This is a genomic window from uncultured Methanobrevibacter sp., from assembly GCF_902769175.1.
In the GTDB taxonomy this organism is placed as follows: Archaea; Methanobacteriota; Methanobacteria; order Methanobacteriales; family Methanobacteriaceae; genus Methanobrevibacter.
Window position 1 is genome coordinate 12,284 of record NZ_CACXNW010000011.1, and the last position, 17,614, is coordinate 29,897.

Consider the following 17,614-nt stretch of genomic DNA (forward strand, 5'->3'; position numbering starts at 1 on the left):
TTATTTATTTTCAATTTCTTTTTTTTTTAATTTCTTCTTTTTTTAGTTCCTATTCATTTTTTTATTTCTTATTTTTTAGTCATTATTATTCTTTTTAATTTCTTATAGTCCTCTTATTTTTCATTATTGTTATGATATTTTTACTTTTAATCATCTTCATTTTTTTATGATTTGAATTGCATTTTTTTAAAAAGATATAAATATTAAAATTACATAATATTATTGTATTAAAAAACACATCAATGTATAAAAAAATACATTCTCATTAAAAAAATATATTTTTTCTTATATTGTTTTAAATAATTTTTCAAATAAAAAATTTAGTTAAGCAAAAATTTAACAAAAACATTATAAACTATATAGTTTATATATAATTAATGTATAATTCATTAAGGTAACAAATAATTTAACTGATTTGTTCATATTGAAATTATTATAATAAAATTAGGAGACTAATCTTATGCCTGGAATAGGAAAAAAAATTCGTTTAGAAAGAATCTTCAATAGAAAAACTGGAAGAACCGTTATTGCTCCTATGGACCATGGTGTTTCAAGCGGTCCAATCAAAGGAATAATTAACATGGATGAAACCGTTGAAAGCATCTCCCAAGGTGGAGCAAATGCAATATTAATGCATAAAGGTATTGTAGGACTTGGACACAGAGGATACGGTAAGGATATTGGTCTTATTGTACACTTGTCTGCAAGTACTTCATTAAGCCCAGACCCAAACAATAAGGTAACTGTAACCAGTGTTGAAAAGGCTATCCAATTAGGTGCAGATGCAGTATCCGTACATGTAAACATAGGATCTGACACCGAACCTGAAATGTTGATGGAACTTGGTGAAATATCTGAAACCTGCAGTTACTGGGGAATTCCACTTCTTGCAATGATGTACCCAAGAGGACAAAAAGTGGAAAATGAACATGATGTGGAAATGGTTAAGCATGCAGCACGTGTAGGTTCTGAACTTGGTGTAGATATTGTAAAAACCAATTATACCGGTGACCCTGACACATTTAAGGAAGTAGTTGAAGGAGCATTAGTCCCTGTAGTCATTGCAGGAGGACCAAAAGTGGATACTGATAGGGAACTACTGGAAATGGTAAGAGATTCCCTTGAAGTTGGAGGAGCAGGTGTAGCATTTGGAAGAAACCTTTTCCAAGCTGAAAACCCTGGAAAAATCACAAGAGCTATTGCAGAAGTAGTTCACAATGATTTGGATGTTGAAGAAGCATTGAAATTCCTCGATTAAATAATAATGCTTAAATTAAAGCTTTTACATTATTAACGATTAAATTTAAAGGAGATTAAAATTGTCAAACAAATTCGCTTGGATTATGTCCCCAAAAATAAGCTGGGACGATAAGAAAGAATTGATTACAACAGCACTTGAATCAGGAATTGATTTTGTTCTTGATACAGAAGACAGTGAAAACATTAGAAAAGTGGGAAACTTTAAAATCGTTTCCAATGAAGAAGATGCTGATATCTATTTAGTTGGTTTAGATGGTGAAGGAGATGGAACTCTTGAGCTTAAAGACAATTTAAATGAATCATCAGACTTAGCAAAGGCAACTGAAGCTAAAAATAAAGGAAAAACTGTCTGTGCCTATATAGTCATTACAGATAAATTGCATGAACAATTAGCTGTAACCTTAGGTAGAGTTGTTGATTATGTAATCCTTGTAGCAACAGACTGGACAATCATTCCCCTTGAAAACATTATTGCAGACTTGCAAAAGGAAAATGTAAACATCATTGCTGCTGTAAAAAATGCAGATGATGCTAAAGTGGCTATGGAAACATTGGAAGTAGGTACTGATGGCGTAATATTTGAGCCACAGGAATTTGCTCAAATCAAGGATATTGCTAATCTGATTGAAGAGCTTTCAACAGAAAGCTATGGATTGAAGGACTTGACAATTACAAATGTAGAGCCTGTAGGCTCTGGAGACAGAGTTTGCATTGACACAACAACTATGATGAAGCCTGGTGAAGGAATGCTTATTGGATCCTATTCAAAGGCAATGTTCTTTATTCACAGTGAAAGCTTGGAAAGCGAATATGTAGCTTCAAGACCTTTCAGAGTGAATGCAGGTCCTGTGCAAGCTTATGTTATGGTTCCAGGAAACAAGACAAGATACTTGTCAGAGCTTGTAACCGGTGATGAAGTATTAATCGTTGATAATGAAGGAAAGACCAAAAAATCTATTGTCGGCAGATCTAAAATTGAAAAAAGGCCACTTCTTTTAATTGAAGCAGAATATGAAGATATGAAGATAAAATCATTAGTTCAAAATGCAGAAACAATAAGATTAGTCGATGAAAATGGAGAACCAATTTCTGTTTCAGTTTTAGAACCTGGAATGAAGGTCAAAGGATTTATTGACGATAGCGCAAGACATTTTGGTATGGCCATTGATGAACTGATTATTGAGCAATAGTTCCAATGCATTTGCAAAAGTCTGGATTTCAATATTCTTGGCTAAAATATAATTAATCGTTAAGAGTTATTGCTCTTAACATTTTACTTTTTTTCTTTTTTTATGATTTAACGTATATGATGAGTTTTTTCTTCTTTTTTTATTTTTTTTTATAATTTAACGTATATAATGAATTTTCCTCTTTTTAATAATTTAACGTAGATAATGAACTCTTTCCTTATCTATGTCCTCAAGAGCATAAGCTTCCATATGTCCGTCTTCAATACCTAAAGCCAATAGTCCAACTATTCTAAAGTAATCATCAATTCCTAAAATGTCACGTACAAGGTCTTCTGATGATTTTCCTAATTTTGATTTTCTTAAATGTATTTGGATCCAACAGCTGCCAACATCCTGTTCTGCAGCCATTAAATGCATGAATGCCAAGGCTATAGAGGAATCTTCAATCCAAGTATCTGAAACTTTGCTGTTTGCAATGACAGCTATTGCCTTATTAGCATCCTTTACAAATGAAGCGCCAAATGCTTTTGATTTGCTGATTTTTTTTTAATGTTTCCTTGTTTTCAATCATCAAAAAATTGCATGGCTTCAGGTTTCTGCTTGTTGGGGCAAGAAGGCCTGCCTGAAATATCTTATTTAGCTTTTCTCTTGGAATCTCTTCATCAGTATACTTTCTAACGCTTCTTCTTTTAAGCATCACATCCAATAAATCCATTTTATCAACCTTTTTAATTTATTTATTTTAAAGAGAAATTTAATTCTTAAAATGATTTTTATAAATAATCATATTAATCTTTTTATAAAATAGAAATACCTATTAATTAAGAATATATAAAATAGAAATACCTATTAATTAAGAATATATAAAATAGAAATACCTATTAATTAAGAATATATAAAATAGTATTATATCAATTTTAAAGATTTAAGTCATTGACAAAAATTAAAAAATTAAACTTTAAGGAATTTTTAGCATGAATTCAGAAGAATTATTTAAAATAAGTAAAACACTCACTCCTGGAGGAGTAAACTCTCCAGTACGTGCTTTTGAACCTTATCCATTCTTTGTAAAAGAAGCGAAAGGTTCTCATATTGTTGATATTGAAGGAAATGATTATGTAGATCATTGTCTGGCATATGGTCCTATCTTATTAGGTCATAGCGATGATGATGTAATGAATGATGTTTTTGCTCAAATGCAAAAGGGAACCGCTTATGGGGCTCCAACTGAAAATGAAGTTAAATTGGCTCAAGAAGTGATTGACAGGGTTCCTTGTGCTGAAATGGTTCGTTTTGTAAACTCTGGTACAGAAGCCACTATGGCTGCAATCAGACTTGCAAGAGGATTTACAGGCAAGGATAAAATAATTAAGTTTGAAGGGTCATATCATGGAGCACATGATTATGTCCTTGTAAAGACAGGTTCTGGAGCAGCATGCTTGCCTGATTCTGCTGGAATTCCAATGGAAACAACTCAAAACACCCTTTCAGTTCCATTTAATGATGTTGATGCATTGACTAAATTGATTGATGAGGAAGGGGAAAACATAGCATGCCTTATTGTAGAGCCAGTAATGGGAAATATTGGATGTGTAGAGCCTACAGTCAAATTCTTGAAATTCTTAAGGGAAATAACTGAAGAAAATGGCATAGTATTAATCTTTGATGAGGTTATCACTGGTTTTAGAGTTTCCCATGGTGGAGCTCAAGAATATTATGGAGTCAAGCCTGACCTTGTCACTTTTGCTAAAATATTAGGTGGAGGATTCCCAATAGGCGCTTATGCAGGTAAAAAGGAAATCATGTCATTGATTGCACCTAATGGTCCTGTCTACCAAGCTGGAACCTTTAGTGGAAATCCTGTTTCAGTACAGGCTGGTCTATCCACATTAAAGAAATTGGATTATCCGTTTTATGGTGAATTGGCAAGAAAAGGAGATTTCTTAAGAGATAATTTAAAAGACATTGTAGATGACTTGAAATTGGACTTACAGGTTGTAGGTTTAGCTTCAATGTTCCAAATATACTTTAATAGTGAGCCTGTCTTAAATTATGAGATTGCTAAAATGTCAGACACCAAAAGATTCTTGGTATACTTTAGGGAATTGTTGAAGAAGGGAGTGTTTATCCCTCCAAGCCAATTTGAATGTAATTTCATCTCTGGAGCACATACTGAAGATGATTTGGTCAAAACATCTGAAGCTATTGAAGCTGCTTTAAAAGTGGCTTGGGAAAAATAAATATTCTCTGGCACTGTTTAAGCTGATTGAAATTATGATTGAAATTAGATTAAGTTATTTTTTATAATAACTTGAATTTATTATTTAAATTACATTTAGTTATTTTTTTATAATAGTTTGAATCTATTTTTAAATTAGATTTAGTTATTTCTTAAAAATAATTTAAGAAATATTTTTTTTCATTGAATTAAATTTAAAAATAGCTCTTTTTTTTCATTGAAATAAATTTAAAATAACTCTTAAAAGGAAATAAATTAGAAAAAGAGCAGATTTCAACATTCATTCCTGTTGAAATCCTTTTTTTATAAAAATAAAAATATTATTAAAAATTAATTTAGACAATCGGTTTAAGTTCCTAATTTTAAAATTTTTAAGTTTAGCATATTATAAAATTTTATATATTGATAGGAATAAATTAAATATGTGGGTAAAATGTTAAGGAATAAGAAAATTTTAATTATTGCAGTGACTTTTATATTATTTTTAAGTACAGGGATTGTTTCAGCTTCAGATTTAGCTGATTCATCTATAGATTCTAATATAATTGCTGCTGAGGATAATTGTTTGATTGATAATTCAATAGGGCTTAATTCTATGGTAGATGATTCAGCAAAGGATGATTCTTTACTTCAGAATTCCATATCTAAAGAGAAAACAGCTGATCTCTCTGTTGATATAAAAAATAATGGAAATTCAAATGATTCAATAAAAGCTGAATCAAAGGATAATAAAAATAAAACCATTGCAAAATCTAAAACCAAGATTACTGCAAATAAGGTAAATGCATATTACAAGGATAAATCTCAATTAAAGGTTTATTTGAAGGAGTCCCATAAAAAGGCATTGAAAAACAAATCCCTAAGAATATCCATAAATAATAGGATTTATTTCAGGAAAACCAATGCTTTAGGTATGATTGCATTAAAATTGAATCTCAAGCCAAATAAATATAATGTGAGAATCAGTTTTGATGGTGATAAGGAATACTATGCATCTTCATTAAAAACTGTTGTCAATGTTAAAAAGGATCCATTATTGATTAAGACAAGAAATTCTAAATCTTATTATCATCCAGACACTTTCTTTAAGGCAAAAGTAATTAATAAACTTACTAAAATGCCTGTTGAAGGGGTTAAAGTATTGTTTAATGTTTATTCATCTAGAAAGAATTTTAAAAACTATTATTCATTAACAGATAAAAATGGAATAGCCACTTTGAACAAGAGATTAAAGGCTGGAAAATATGATGTCTATTCTTTCATAAAAGCTAAAAAGCAATTGTTTTCATATAAAAAGAAAATCAATAAGGCTCTTTTGACTGCAATGGATACTCGTGAAATTGGTTGTTCTTCAATTTATGTTCATATAAATGAAAATGAAAGTGCTGTTGCTTTTAGAAGGGATTCCACATATGCAGCTAATCTGCATATTATCGCTCAGAGATGGCATGGAAGACATGCATTAAAGCAATATAAGACTACTGGAACCTACTTTTTCCATTCAATTGTCACATCTGATGGATGGATGATGGGTACTGGAGGTTGGGATAATCCTTCTGTAAATAAGAAAATAGAAAACTTGGCAGGAAAGATAGTCTCTTCCAACAGCATAAAAACTTCATTCCTAAAGTCTATATTGGCTCAAGAAAGAAGATTGAAAACAGGTCATTTTACTATTGTAGCTCCTGATGGAAGATATGCTGTTCTTTGGAGAAGCGGATATATCAGAGGCACACTTAAGAATGGTGAGTATCTCCTTGTTCCAAATGCAAGATCATTGTTCCGTCATGGCAAATCTATGAAATTTTCTAGCAATACTGCAACTGCAGCATTAAAAATAGCTGCTTGTGATGTTTTTGGAGTCAATAGAAGAAATATTATGGCTTATCATTATAAAAGAACCACTAAAAACTTTAAGACAACTGCATCAGTAAGAGTTTATGGTTCCAATGATAAGGGAAACCTTATGGGAAGACATACTGCTGGCAAAAGAGACAATGTTTACTATAAAAAGAATTTTATCAGCAAATTCAAGCTTTTTGGAACTCCTAGATTATTGTACTTAGGAACACATAATTTTGGAAACATTGACAAATACTTCAAAACCCAAACCAAACTCAGCGCTCCTAATGTTACAAGAACATATGGCCAATCAGGATATTTGAAATTGGCTTTAAAGAATAGAAATACAAACAATCTATTGAAAGGCGTAAAAATCTCTCTTAGGGTTTACACTGGAAGCACATATAAAAATTATGTTGTAAGAACCAATCAATATGGAATCGCTTATTTCAATACATATGCATTAGATATAGGCAATCACAAGGTTCTCATAAGCCCTGCAAACAATAGATATATGATTTCTGGACAAACAAGAATCACTATTGAAGAGCCTAATGAAATATAAGTAATTAGGGGATAGTTGTTCTGATTATCAATTTTTATACAATTGTCTTTTATTCTATTTTATTTTAATCTTTTTTTAATCTTTTTTTTTTTAATTATTTTTTAATTATTTTTAAATTATTTTTTAATTATTTTTCTAAATTATTTTTTAATTATTTTTCTAAATTATTTTTTTTAGTTCCCCTCCAACAATTATTAGATTAACCTATTCAATTAAAAAAACTTTAAATAATCTTAAAATAAATTATTAAATATATTGATAATTTAAAAATTATTAAATATAATTCAATTATTTTGGAGGCAGAAGAAAATGAAAATTATTGCATTACAAGGAAGTCCACGTATTGGTGGAAACTGTGACGTATTGATGGATGAAATGATTAAAGGTGCAGAAGAAAACGGTCATGAAGTAGTAAAATACTACCTTGAAGAAGAAAACATTGCTGCTTGTAAAGCATGTATGTTCTGTGCTGAAAACCCTGACTGTGTACGTGAAGATGATGGTAACAAAATCATCAATGAATTGGTTGCAGCTGATGGTGTAATCTTTGCAACTCCTATTTACTATGGTCAAATGTCTGGACAAGCAAAAACCATTATTGACCGTTTCTATGCTGTTGGACAAAACCCAGATAAAAGCTTAGGCGGTAAAGCAGCACTTATCTTTACTGAAAACCAACCTGAAGGAACTTACGAAGCTTATATTGAAATGACCAAATTCTCTCCATTTATCTTTATGGGCTATGAAGTTATTGGTCATGTTGATGCAGGAAGTGCTGGTCCAGCAGGAATCGTTGCAGATGAACAAGCTGATAAATTAAAAGAAGCTTACGAATTAGGTAAACAATTTTAGGTAATTTAATAATTTTAAATTTCCTATTTTTCTTTTTTTATTTCATATTTCTATTTTTAAACTGTTTTTACTCATTTTTATCCAATTAAATTTTTCATAGCTATTTAAAATTTATAAAACTATAAATTAAATAATGAATAAATCAATTACTATGATTAATATAGTAGCAGGATTAGGAGAAAATGAGAATATCATAAAGGCTTCTAATGAATTGAAAGATATTGGAGACTTAAGCATAACTTTAGTTGAAACTGAAGATGAACTGATTGAAGCATTTAAGAATCCTGATGTTCATGCAGTAATTAGGGGATCGTTAAAGGCATCTAAAGTTATCAAAGCTATTAAAGAGCTTAAATCTGATAAGAAAATCAACAGAACTACTTATATTAACACTCATGAAGATGAAAACTTCTCAAGGGATTATGAATTTTTGCTTGCTCCTGTTGGAATAGATGAAGGCAAGGACCTTGAAGAAAAAATCACTTTAGCTATTCAATCTGCGAATTTTATCCAATATTTAGGAAAAAAGCCTAAAATTGCTGTCTTGGCTGAAGGTCGAAAGGATGATTTAGGAAGAAGCAAAAGAATAGATGAAAGCTTGAAATCCTCTCAGGAATTAACTGAAAGCCTATTGGAAAAATTTAAAGAATTGGATAACTTTGATAATGATTCCAATGAAATATCTAAGAATTATTCCATTAAAAACTATTATATTCTATTGGAACAGGCAATTGAAGATGGAAACAATATTATTCTTGCCAATGATGGTATTTTTGGAAATATCCTTTTTAGAACACTTGTATTGCTTGATTCCTGGCCTAGCTATGGTGCTGTCACACTTGGAATAGATGAAATTTTCATAGATACCAGTCGTGATCAAAGCATTGAAGGTTACATTAGAAGTTTAAAGTTGGCTTATAGATTAGCTAAATTAAGGCAATAGCCATTTCATTTTACTTTCAAATATCTTTTTTATCATTTATTTTAATCATGTCTCTCTTTTTTTTAAAATTTAATCTAAAAATTTTTTTAATCATTTATTTTAATTATGCTTTTTTTGTAATTTAATCTAAAACTTTTTTAAACATTAGTTTATTAACTCATTTTTTGTAATTTAATCTAAAACTATTTAAATTATTTTAGTTAAATATACTAATAATAAAAATTACTTAGTCAAGTATTGTAATTTAATATTACTAATTAATTCAATAATTCAAATTAATATAATAAACTAATTTAATAGATTAATGGATATTCAAAAAAATTTATTCGGGGGATTCTTGTGCCGCCACAATTTTTATATAAAATGTATGAAAAGCGTCTTTTAAAGGAATTAGATCCTGATAGGATGCCAAGACATGTAGCTATTATCATGGACGGTAATAGAAGATATTCAAAGATTCAAGGAAATATGGAGGTTATTAAAGGCCATGAAATTGGTGTAGATACCTTAGAAAAGGTTCTTGATTGGAGTATTGACTTGGGAATCGAAATCGTTACCGCTTATGCTTTTTCAACTGAAAACTTCAATAGGCCTCCAAATGAAGTGGAAGGATTGATGAATCTTTTTATTAAAAACTTTAAAAGGATTGTGGATCATGAAAAGATTCATAGAAATAAGGTTAAGGTAAAAGTAGTTGGCAGAACAGAGCTTTTGCCAGAAAGTGTTCGTGAAGCTATTCGTGAAGCTGAAGAAGCTACAAAAGATTATGATGAACGTTTATTTAACTTGGCTATCGGTTATGATGGTCGTTTGGAAATAGTTGATGCAATTAAAAAGATTTATCATCAGGTTGAAGATGGTGAAATATCCATTGATGACATTGATGAGGAATTGGTCAGCAAAAATCTATATACTGCAGGATTGGAAGATCCAAGTCTTATCATAAGAACCAGTGGAGAAGAAAGGCTTAGCGGTTTCTTGTTATGGCAATCTTCATATTCAGAGCTTTATTTCTGTGATAGCTTATGGCCAAAGTTAAGAAAAGTAGACTATTTAAGAGCTATTCGGGATTATCAGGCAAGGGATAGAAGATTTGGTGTTTAACTCAAGCTTTTTCTAGGCCTTCGGCCTGCAAAAACCTTGACCAAAAATAATTATGTTGATGTAATCAACTATTTTAACTTTTTTTTACTTTTTTTTTAATTAATTTTTTACTTTAAAATTAGTTTTTTTTTTTTTCAATTGTTTATATAAATATTATTTTAACTGTAATATTATTAAAAATAGTTTTTGAATTTTTTATGATTTTTTTTTTTGAAAGGATTATTTGCTTAAAAATAGTTTTTGAATTTTTTATGATTTTTTTTGAAAGGATTATTTGCTTAAAAATAGTTTTTTAAAAATATTAAATTAAAAATAATTATAAAAATAGGTTTAATAATTTAAAAATAGTAAATTAGTGTTCTTTCACTTTTTTACTATCCTTATTGTTACAGCATCCAAAGAAAAAGTTTCTTATTTTTTTAACTTCAGACTTGTTCTCTTTTTTTACCCTTTCATCTCTTTCGTGCATTTTTCTTCTTGCTTCAGCCATATTTCCCATGTTTTCACCTCATTCTATTTGAAAATTTTAATCAAAAATAAATTTTTTGATGTTCTTAATTATATATGTATATATAAAACATTCTTTATAAATTTTTTTAAAGTCTAATGATGCTAGAATTCTTAAAATTAGACCATTAAAAAATTATAAAAAAATTATAAAAAATTAAAAAAAATATTGAAAAAAAAAGAAAAATGGCATAAAAAGGATAAATCCTTTTTTTCTATGCCTTTAAACTTCCTTTAGAAGTAAAAACTTTTATAAAACTTTAATGATTGCTTTTTTGATTTGAAAATTAAGAATTTGAATTTATTTAGTGTGTGTTATGATTTGATTTGATGATTTTGAGGATAAATAAAATTATAGTAATGTTTTGTTTTGAGCAATTCTGGAGAATTAAAGTTTTAATAAAGTTAAAGTATTTAAAGATCATTCCCAAAAATCATCTTCTAAAGGTAACGACTTTCGGGTCTCTTTTTCTTTCTCGCTTTGTAGGTTTAATTTGCTTCTTTCCACAAATTCCACTTTTGCTTCTTCCCACATTTTCACATCCGAGAAATTAAAAGACATAAGCGGGCTAAATTTTAAGAACTGGAGTATTTTGGAGTGATTAATGACAGTATTCAATGTTTGTAGGCTAATTCTTAAAATTTAGGTTTGCCTAAATATCTTTACTTATAGTTTGTTTTGATTATATATAAATCTTTAGGTTTGCCTAAATATTAGCATACATACAAAATGTTTGTATATATCAAAACAGTTATATACTATAAGAACAAATATAATTATAGATATTTGGGATAACTCCAGCGTCGAAAATCGAAACTGGAGTAAAATGAATACTATCAAAATCCAAAGAAAAAATAAACCTGAATATCTCCAAAGAGAATTTAAATGTGCTGAAAATATTTTTAAGGGCATTTAAATTAAAATCGTATTAATTGCTTTTGCAATTAATTAAGCTGTTGAACAAAAGGATTAATTTTTAAAATTAATCAACATAAAAAAACTAAATAAATAATTGAAGAAATTTTTTAAAAAAAGCATTTTAGCATGGAAATAAACTAAAATCATTTAAAACGAAACATTACTTCAATCTATTTTCAAATCAAATCAAAAAAAGAAATCAAATCAGTCAAATCGAAAAAAAAAACAAGTAGAGGTGTAAAAATCAAGAAAATAATGATAAAACCTCAATTTGAAAACCACAATTTCAAAAGCAAGTAGAATCAAACAAAGAATAGAAATTGTTTGCTTTTACATTCTTTTTAATTTATTGATCAGAATAAATAAATTAAAATCAAATCAAATTTTGTTTAATGATTATTTCATTATTATTTATTATTTAACTATTTTTAAGCTATTTTTTTATTTTATAACCTTATATTCCAATACAAGGTCTTTGCCTAATGGATAATGTTTCTCTAGTTTTAATTGCACAGCATCTTTCATATAATCGAATCCTTCACCATCGAAGAATGTTTTGGAATCCTTTCCTCCAACGATCATAGGTGCAATGCAGATTTTCACCTCATCAATCAAATTGTCTCGAATCATTGAAAAGTTTAGCGTTGATCCTCCTTCAAGCATAAGGCTTTCTATTCCTTTTGAATATAGGTATTCCATAAATTCCCCTAAGTTCACTGATTCTTCATATGAATAGAATACATCTGCCTTTTTGGAAATTTCCTTTGCCCTATTCACTGCTTCCATATCACAATTTGGATTATTTTCATCACAGATTGAAGAAACAGCAATTATGGTTTCTGCATCATCATTAAGGATTCTAAAGTCAAGAGGGGTTCTTGCCCTATTGTCTACCACTACACGAACTGGATTGTCCTCTTTTTTTGCATTTATCTTATGGACTGTAAGTCTTGGATCATCTGCAAGGACAGTTCCGATGCCTACCATGATTCCATCAACTTCCTTTCTGATTTCGTGTACACGTTCAAGGTCTTCCTTCCCTGAGATTTCAGAACTTCCGGTTTTTGTAGCTATCTTTCCGTCCAATGTCATAGTTGCATTTAAGATAACATAAGGTTTCATTTTATCATACCTTTAGATTAAATGTATAACAAAATATTTGGATATTATATTCACAAAGTATTGGTTTAATTAAATGTTCTTTCAATATTATATGTCAAATACATATCTTGCATTCTTTTCAGTTCGCTGGTCTATATCTTCCACACTAATTTCATGAAGTTCAGCTAATTTTTCAACTGCAAGTGCAACATTAGCAGGTTCATTACGTTCTTCCCTAGTCATTCCAAGGTATGGGCTGTCTGTTTCAGTTAGGATTCTTTCAATAGGAATTTCCTTAAACAGGTCCTGATGCCTTTGGCTATAGCAGACCATAGTGGAACAGCTTAGGTAATGGTCTTCCATGTCTAAAATCTTTCTAGCAGTCTTTAAGCTACCTCCATAGCAATGGTAGATGACTTTAGGAATATCATCGTATTCCTTCAATAGGTTGAAAATCTTCTTTTCACAGTCTCTGCCATGAATGAGCAATGGCTTTTTGTACTCATTTGCAAGCTCGATAAATCCCGTGAAGATCTCTTGCTGACGGGCTCTCAATGCCTTGTCGGTACAGTAGAAGAAGTCCATTCCCACTTCTCCAATGGCTAAAATTTCATCCAAATGCTCAATCATCTGCTTATGGGCTGCATCAATTTCCTCTTGAGGGGAATTCTGTGAGCTTACCGGATGAAAACCAAAGGTAGGGTAAACAAAGCCTTCATACTCTTTTGAAAGTGCTAAAGCTTTTGCATTGCTTTCCAAGCCATATCCTGAATTAATTACTGCATTGAGCTTTTCCTTAGCTCGTGCTATTACATTTTCTCTATCTTCATCAAATTCATCGAAGTCTATATGACAATGAGTGTCTATCATCGTATCACTTATGTAGCAATGTTATAAATGTAATATATTTTTTACATATTTTTGATAAAATTTCAACAAAAATTTAACAGATTTTTATCATGTATACCTCAATGTTGAAGTGCGTATCTATCATCGTATCACTGAAGTAATAATGTTATAAATTTTTTATGAAATAACTGCTTTTTCATTCATGAAAAATTTATTCAATAAAATCTGTCAATCATTACAACTCTAATGTATCCATAACATTTAAAAGAGTTCATATAACTATATATTTTACCTAATATTTATAACTAATTTTTTGAAAAATAGTTTAAAATGTTAAAAAATAATAAGGTAGTCTATATGTAGCCATTAGGAATAGGAAGATTAATAAAAAAGATGTAATTTAATCAAATAGTCGAACAATTATTTTGACACTTTCACTTAGCATGTACAATCTTGGAACATGATACTGTGGATTTATGGCATAGACAAATACATGCGCACGAAAGTGTCTTAAATTCTTGCTTAAAGTTAGGATGAATATTAAATTTTTTAGAAATTTGAAAAAGTAAGCTGATTTTCAAAATTATTGTATGGATAAAAATAGTACTAGAGATTCAATCTTGAAATGTCCATTTTCTTATTGTTCAGATAAAGTTGGTTGATTTCACCTGCAGGAAGCATAATAACTTGAATGTTCTCCAAACCTAAACTGGAAAGCATTTCCAATTCAACATGACCCTTGTTGTCAATTTCTGAATGATATGATGGGAACAGGAAAGCATTCTTTACACCTTTGAATCCAACATAATCAATAAAATCCCTATAAGCAAGCTCATAGAAGTACTGTTTTGAAATGGATTCAATTCCAGGCTGCCCAGCCAACTTGTCCTTTTCAAATTTCAGATTGTAATATTTCGCATCAAAGATAATGAAGTCATCCTTGAAGAATGTAATCAGGTCAGGAATAAATGTATCCTTAGCCCTTAAGCCAAAATCATAATTGGATACCCACTTAGGCCTTTCTATCAAATCAATCAATCTGAGCTTTGAACTATACTTCTCATTGTGTTTGAGTAAGTCCTTCAATTTTTTATCCAACTTATTGCTAAAGACCTGACTGCACATCTCTTCCCAAATGACATGATAGGAAGTGGTACCATACAAAGTCAGGAAGTTTTCATTGGTAAATGAGTTCATGTTGGATAGATAAGCATGCATTGACTTCAATAGCTTTTGCTTATGGGTGTTGAATTCAACATTCAGCTCCTTTTCAATTTTGTTCAATATGAAATCCAAATCTCCAAAGTCATCCAATGTCCTATCACTAAGTTCAACATGCATCAGGTCAAAGTAATCAAGCAAATTGGACTTTTCAAGACGTTTAGAGCATTCTGTAATTATGTATTCATGCAACAATCTGAAGTAATCGTACAAATCATCAATTTTGTATTTGGTTTGAAGTTCTGTATAATAAGGCTTGTCCTCTTTAATTAAAGCAAAATTGTCATTGATTGTCCTGTCCCAATTTATCTCACCGTTTCCATTTATCTCCAATATGTTCTGGATATTAGTATATATTCCGTTCTCGTAATAATCCTCTATGAAAAACAGCATCAATGACAGGAGATTGAATGAAATGTCTTCTAGTTCCTCATTTTCATAGGAAAAGTCATCATGGAGCTTCTTGTATTTCTTTATGACATTTAATACTTCCTTAAAATCAGCCTTGATGTTTTCCGTATTGGTAATGTATTTAGGGTAACAGTTGATTACGGATTCTTCCACAATGAGGACTCCAACATACTTGAATTGGTATCTGTCATTATCCTTATCGATTATGGCATATTCCAGAAGCCTATTGAAGATCTTTTCATTTTTGCCAATGATGTCAAGTATTTCCGATTTAGAATAATGCCTTAACTCTTTGATATAAACGGATTTCATCATTCTTCTCCATCTAAATGATTTCCTCTTCTTCCAAATCAGAACCTATTAATTCCTCTTCATCGTAATCTAGCAATTCCTCTTTAATGTTATCGCAGAATATTTCAATGCCTATCTCATCAAAGAGTTCACATACTCTTGAATATATGACATTGTTGTTTTCCCTTGCACCTGCAAACAAGTCATTTCTCTTTGCTTTAGCGGCATCTTCAAACAGATACATGATGATTTTGTTCTTGAAGATTTCCTTGAATTCCTCATCAGTAAGTTCTTCATCAAGGTATTCGTTGAATGCAAAGAAAGGTCCAAGGAGCTTATCTTCATTGATCCTGTATGATAAGAGTTCATTGTTTATGGCTTTTCTTAAGTCATTCCATGAGATTTCCTGTCCATTTAGGTTGACTTTGATGTGTTCAATCAATTCTTCGTTGAAGTTTATTCCAAAGTATTTGAAGTCCCATCTTCTCTTGAATGCTGTGTCCATTGGGAATACTCCTTGGTCTGCACTGTTCATTGTTGCCCAAATGAACATGTTTGAAGGGATTTTTATCTTTTCAAATTCTTCGTTCAGTTCTTCTTTTAGATAGTTTCTCATGTCTTCTGTGGTTTCTATGGAGTATCTTGATTCATTGCTTTTGTCCCTGTCCAATAGCTGGAACACATCTCCAAATACTGCTGCTACATTGGACCTGTTGATTTCCTCTATAATTAATAAGAATGGTTTTTCTGGATTTTTTAAAGCTTTCACTAATGACCTCATGAAAGGTCCAGGCACATATTCATATGATATGGAATCTGATTTTGGAACTGGCTTATAGGTTCCTACAAAGTTTGCATATGAATAATCAGGGTGGAAAGTTACTCTTTCATAGCTATCTTCATCTGATATTAAGTCATCTTTGTCCACATTTAAGTTGTAGCTTTTTCCAGTTCCTGGGGCGCCAAAGTAGATTACATTTCTTTTTAAGTTGGATGTGAATCCAATTTGTGTGCCCTCTTCTCCTTCATTTCCTTCTTCTTTTTTCACTGTTTTTCGTTCAGTTTCCTTATCTTCAAATAAACCTTCGATTGTTCCGTCAATTAAGGAGTATAATTTAATTCCTGCTTTTTCAGCCAATAAATGCAATTGTCCATCTTTGGCATAATACCAGTCTTCAGGCAATATATTGAATTTGGCAATGCATTGTTCTTTTCCACCTTCATTATGCCATTTAGCAAATTTATCAGGGAAAATCATCACATAATATTTATGGATCCAAGAACTGGTATGGTGGACATGAGTGCCTTGAAAGATCTCATTCAATGTTGAATCCACTTTTTTGTAATCATCAACTGTATCTAATTTAGCACTTTTAATAAATTTAGCTCCGCTTACAATTGCATCTCTTATTTTAGTTGCAATTTGGATAGCATCTTCTTCACTGATATTTGTTGGTTTCTGCGTAGGGCCTACTCTCCAACCCAAATCCTTACTTTTAAATAAGTAATATTTGAATGCGGAACCTCCTCCAATGCCACCAAATCTGCCATATTCCTTTGAGAATTCTAAATTGTAACATAGATTATTTTGATCTCCATCATGGATGAAAATCTTGTTGAGTAATTCTAAACCTTCCAATTTCTCTAAGATTTCTGGTGAAAACTTATCATAAAAGCTTTTTATTGCAGATTCATATTCTTCCTGTTCCAAGTTTCCTAAATCATTTTCATCCAGATAGTCTCTGATGATTTTTGCTGACTTGTCATATTCAACTTCATTGATTTTTCTAAAGACATTATATATGTCTATTTTAGCATTTTTAGTTATGTTGAATAATGTGGTTTGTGTTCCTAAAGTGCTTTTAGTAGATTTTTGAAGCTTGTCATAAGGTATCTCACCTAACCATTTAACATCACGAATATTCTCAAATCCATCATATGTTTCATCTTCTAATTCAGTGATGTAATAATAATCTGAAACAATTCGTCCAAACAAATAGTTTTGAGCTGAAGGATTACTGGTTAGAACATAATCACCTATTTTTACCTTATGTCTAAATCTGCTCACTTGTGATGCATTTATACCAATGGTTTTTGCATTATCATTAGGATATTTCTCTTTCATGAGCTCTTTAATATTCTCTTCACTTTTATCTGAAAGGTCTCCAAGATCCCATCCAAGAGCAACTATGTTTCTGTTTATAAACTCATCTATAAGAAAAGCACCTTTACCTGCTCTAATCATCCATATGTTTTTCATAATTTCACCTAATAAAATCTTTATATTTTTTTAATTTTATATTCCGAGCTCATAAGATAT

14 protein-coding genes are annotated in these 17,614 nt (G+C 30.4%); 7 read left to right on the forward strand and 7 right to left on the reverse strand.

What is annotated here, in order from left to right:
• Nucleotides 1-460: 460 nt before the first annotated feature.
• Together QZV12_RS04785 and QZV12_RS04790 are read left to right on the forward strand one after the other, a co-directional pair.
• Nucleotides 461-1,258, forward strand: coding sequence for a 2-amino-3,7-dideoxy-D-threo-hept-6-ulosonate synthase (locus QZV12_RS04785; protein ID WP_295618033.1), 798 nt, complete (start codon nucleotides 461-463; stop codon nucleotides 1,256-1,258).
• A gap of 61 nt (nucleotides 1,259-1,319) precedes the next feature.
• A complete protein-coding gene (locus QZV12_RS04790) occupies nucleotides 1,320-2,450 on the forward strand; it encodes a 3-dehydroquinate synthase II (RefSeq protein ID WP_295618036.1) in 1,131 nt (376 codons plus the stop codon).
• Nucleotides 2,451-2,642: 192 nt separating this feature from the next.
• Here the strand turns inward: QZV12_RS04790 and QZV12_RS04795 are convergent, their stop codons facing one another.
• Nucleotides 2,643-2,990 (reverse strand): nitroreductase family protein, encoded by a 348-nt coding sequence (locus QZV12_RS04795; RefSeq protein WP_366925540.1) that lies wholly within the window; start codon nucleotides 2,988-2,990, stop codon nucleotides 2,643-2,645.
• The gene (locus QZV12_RS04800) at nucleotides 2,944-3,165 is read right to left on the reverse strand and encodes a nitroreductase family protein (RefSeq protein WP_295618039.1); all 222 of its coding nucleotides are present in this window, start codon (nucleotides 3,163-3,165) and stop codon (nucleotides 2,944-2,946) included. The genes QZV12_RS04795 and QZV12_RS04800 overlap by 47 nt, the downstream gene beginning before the upstream one ends.
• 259 nt (nucleotides 3,166-3,424) lie before the next feature.
• Between QZV12_RS04800 and hemL the strand changes: the two genes are divergently transcribed.
• The 5 genes from hemL to uppS all read left to right on the forward strand — a co-directional run bounded on the left by hemL (nucleotide 3,425) and on the right by uppS (nucleotide 9,995).
• Nucleotides 3,425-4,690, forward strand: a complete 1,266-nt coding sequence (hemL, locus tag QZV12_RS04805) for a glutamate-1-semialdehyde 2,1-aminomutase (RefSeq protein WP_295618042.1) — start codon at nucleotides 3,425-3,427, stop codon at nucleotides 4,688-4,690.
• A gap of 432 nt (nucleotides 4,691-5,122) precedes the next feature.
• On the forward strand, nucleotides 5,123-7,096 hold the full coding sequence (locus QZV12_RS04810; protein ID WP_295618045.1) for a hypothetical protein: 1,974 nt from the start codon (nucleotides 5,123-5,125) through the stop codon (nucleotides 7,094-7,096).
• Between the two features lie 309 nt (nucleotides 7,097-7,405).
• Nucleotides 7,406-7,948 carry a flavodoxin family protein gene (locus tag QZV12_RS04815; RefSeq protein ID WP_295618048.1) on the forward strand — a complete coding sequence of 181 codons (543 nt, stop codon included), beginning with the start codon at nucleotides 7,406-7,408 and terminating at the stop codon, nucleotides 7,946-7,948.
• A gap of 151 nt (nucleotides 7,949-8,099) precedes the next feature.
• Complete coding sequence (gene mtxX, locus QZV12_RS04820; RefSeq protein ID WP_295618051.1) at nucleotides 8,100-8,891, forward strand: methanogenesis marker protein Mmp4/MtxX; 792 nt, start codon at nucleotides 8,100-8,102, stop codon at nucleotides 8,889-8,891.
• A 363-nt stretch (nucleotides 8,892-9,254) separates the two neighbouring features.
• Nucleotides 9,255-9,995: a polyprenyl diphosphate synthase gene (gene uppS, locus QZV12_RS04825; protein ID WP_394350722.1), complete on the forward strand. Its 741-nt coding sequence runs from the start codon at nucleotides 9,255-9,257 to the stop codon at nucleotides 9,993-9,995.
• Nucleotides 9,996-10,347: 352 nt separating this feature from the next.
• Here the strand turns inward: uppS and QZV12_RS04830 are convergent, their stop codons facing one another.
• The 5 genes from QZV12_RS04830 to QZV12_RS04850 form a co-directional block, all read right to left on the reverse strand.
• The gene (locus QZV12_RS04830) at nucleotides 10,348-10,494 is read right to left on the reverse strand and encodes a hypothetical protein (protein WP_295618058.1); all 147 of its coding nucleotides are present in this window, start codon (nucleotides 10,492-10,494) and stop codon (nucleotides 10,348-10,350) included.
• A 1,368-nt stretch (nucleotides 10,495-11,862) separates the two neighbouring features.
• A complete protein-coding gene (locus QZV12_RS04835; RefSeq protein ID WP_295618060.1) occupies nucleotides 11,863-12,543 on the reverse strand; it encodes a 2,5-diamino-6-(ribosylamino)-4(3H)-pyrimidinone 5'-phosphate reductase in 681 nt (226 codons plus the stop codon).
• Between the two features lie 87 nt (nucleotides 12,544-12,630).
• Nucleotides 12,631-13,392 carry a TatD family hydrolase gene (locus QZV12_RS04840; protein WP_295618065.1) on the reverse strand — a complete coding sequence of 254 codons (762 nt, stop codon included), beginning with the start codon at nucleotides 13,390-13,392 and terminating at the stop codon, nucleotides 12,631-12,633.
• A 585-nt stretch (nucleotides 13,393-13,977) separates the two neighbouring features.
• A complete protein-coding gene (locus tag QZV12_RS04845; RefSeq protein ID WP_295618068.1) occupies nucleotides 13,978-15,315 on the reverse strand; it encodes an LlaJI family restriction endonuclease in 1,338 nt (445 codons plus the stop codon).
• 13 nt (nucleotides 15,316-15,328) lie between these two features.
• Nucleotides 15,329-17,554, reverse strand: coding sequence for an AAA family ATPase (locus QZV12_RS04850; protein WP_295618071.1), 2,226 nt, complete (start codon nucleotides 17,552-17,554; stop codon nucleotides 15,329-15,331).
• Between the last annotated feature and the right edge of the window lie 60 nt (nucleotides 17,555-17,614).